The organism is Bradyrhizobium sp. SHOUNA76, from assembly GCF_023006445.1.
Lineage (GTDB): Bacteria > Pseudomonadota > Alphaproteobacteria > Rhizobiales > Xanthobacteraceae > Bradyrhizobium.
In genome coordinates, this window is record NZ_JALBHA010000811.1 from 1 (window position 1) to 1,771 (window position 1,771).

The 1,771-nt window shown below is 63.5% G+C and carries 3 protein-coding genes; 2 read left to right on the forward strand and 1 reads right to left on the reverse strand.

What is annotated here, in order from left to right; genetic code table 11:
• A partial coding sequence (locus tag MOV74_RS37395) for a DUF4339 domain-containing protein (protein WP_246932447.1) occupies nucleotides 1-216 on the reverse strand: 216 nt, incomplete at its 3' end.
• A gap of 238 nt (nucleotides 217-454) precedes the next feature.
• Here MOV74_RS37395 and MOV74_RS37400 point away from each other — a divergent pair.
• A complete protein-coding gene (locus MOV74_RS37400) occupies nucleotides 455-793 on the forward strand; it encodes a P-II family nitrogen regulator (protein ID WP_027535359.1) in 339 nt (112 codons plus the stop codon).
• A 140-nt stretch (nucleotides 794-933) separates the two neighbouring features.
• The coding region (locus tag MOV74_RS37405; protein WP_246932449.1) for an ammonium transporter at nucleotides 934-1,771 on the forward strand (838 nt) is incomplete at its 3' end.

The following is a 1,771-nucleotide window of genomic DNA, read 5'->3' on the forward strand; positions in this document are numbered from 1 at the left end:
AACGCCAGCAGCGAGTGGATCGTGCCGACACGGCGGAACAGGATCCACAGTGCCTCCTGCGTCGCATCCTCGGCATCCGCCGAGCTGCGGCAGGTTGCCCTCGGTCCAAACCAGGGTGTCCGGGCGCACGACGCCTTGGGCGACGAGGTCGCGAAATTGCCCCTCCGGAAAGGGCCCCTGCTGCTTGCCCTCGGATGCGTAGAACCAACTCGCCATGTACCGTCCCCCTCGAACATACTTATGTACCGGCCCGGATGCTTGGGTTCACCGCATCCATGCCAAAAATGCATTGTGAAGGATGAACGGCTGCCCTGTACAGAGGCGCCGGTTCACATGGCCAAACGTTTTTCCGCTTCAACCTGCAACTTTTTTATGCCATTTGCCCGGAAAGATGCCAGATTGACGCAGCGCCGGGGACATACGGCGCGGCGCATCCCGGGGAATAGGCCAGACCATGAAACTCGTCGTCGCGATCATCAAACCCTTCAAGCTCGACGAGGTCCGCCAGGCCCTGACGGCGATCGGCGTCCACGGCATGACCGTGACAGAGGTGAAGGGCTATGGCCGCCAGAAGGGCCACACCGAGATCTATCGCGGCGCCGAATACGTCGTGAACTTCCTGCCCAAGCTGCGCATCGAGATCGCGGTCGCCTCCGACATCGCCGACAAGGCCGTGGGTGTGATCACCGCCTCCGCGCGCACCGGGCAGATCGGCGATGGCAAGATCTTCGTCACGCCGATCGATCACGCGCTGCGCATCCGCACCGGCGAAACCGACAGCGACGCGCTCTAGATTTTGTTTTGACGCGTTTTCCTGACGCGAACCGGTATCCATTTCGCTTGAAAACGCTCTGACCAAATAACGTCTTCGTCGATCGCACCGGGCAACGACGCCATAGCGTGCGACGTAATTTCTATGCTGGGGGAAACGAGATGGCGGGATTGTTGCGCCGCGCGGCGTGTATCGCTGCGCCGATCGGGTTTGCGTCGATCACGACATCGTCGGCACACGCCGCAGGCTCCGAGATCAACTCCGCCGACACCGCCTGGATGATCGTCGCCACCGCGCTGGTGCTGATGATGACCATCCCGGGGCTCGCGCTGTTCTACTCCGGCATGGTGCGCAAGAAGAACGTGCTCGCGACCATGGCGCAGAGCCTCGCCGCGGTGACGCTGATCTCCATTCTCTGGGTCGCGTTCGGCTATTCGCTCTGCTTCGTCGGCGACGGCCCGTGGATCGGCACGCTCGACCGCTGGTTTCTCGCCGGCATGACCATGGACAGCGTCAATCCGGCGGCGAAGACCATCCCGGAAGCGCTGTTCATGCTGTACCAGATGACGTTCGCGATCATCACGGTGGCGCTGGTCGCGGGGTCGGTCGCCGACCGGATGCGGTTCTCCGCCTATCTCCTGTTCTCCGTCGCCTGGTTCATCTTCGTCTACATTCCGCTGGCGCATTGGGTGTGGGGCGGCGGCTTCCTCAACAGCATGGGCGTGCTCGACTTCGCGGGCGGTCTCGTGGTGCATCTGTCGGCCGGCACCAGCGGCCTCATTGCCGCGAAGGTGATGGGGCGCCGCCACGGCTACGGCACCGAAAATCTCTCGCCGTTCGATCTGTCGCTCGCGGTGATGGGCACCGGCCTGTTGTGGGTCGGCTGGTTCGGCTTCAACGGCGGCTCGGCGGGCGCTGCCAATTCACGCGCGGTGATGGCGATCATCGCGACCCATCTCGCCGCCTGCGCCGGCGCGCTGACCTGGGCCGCGATCGAAT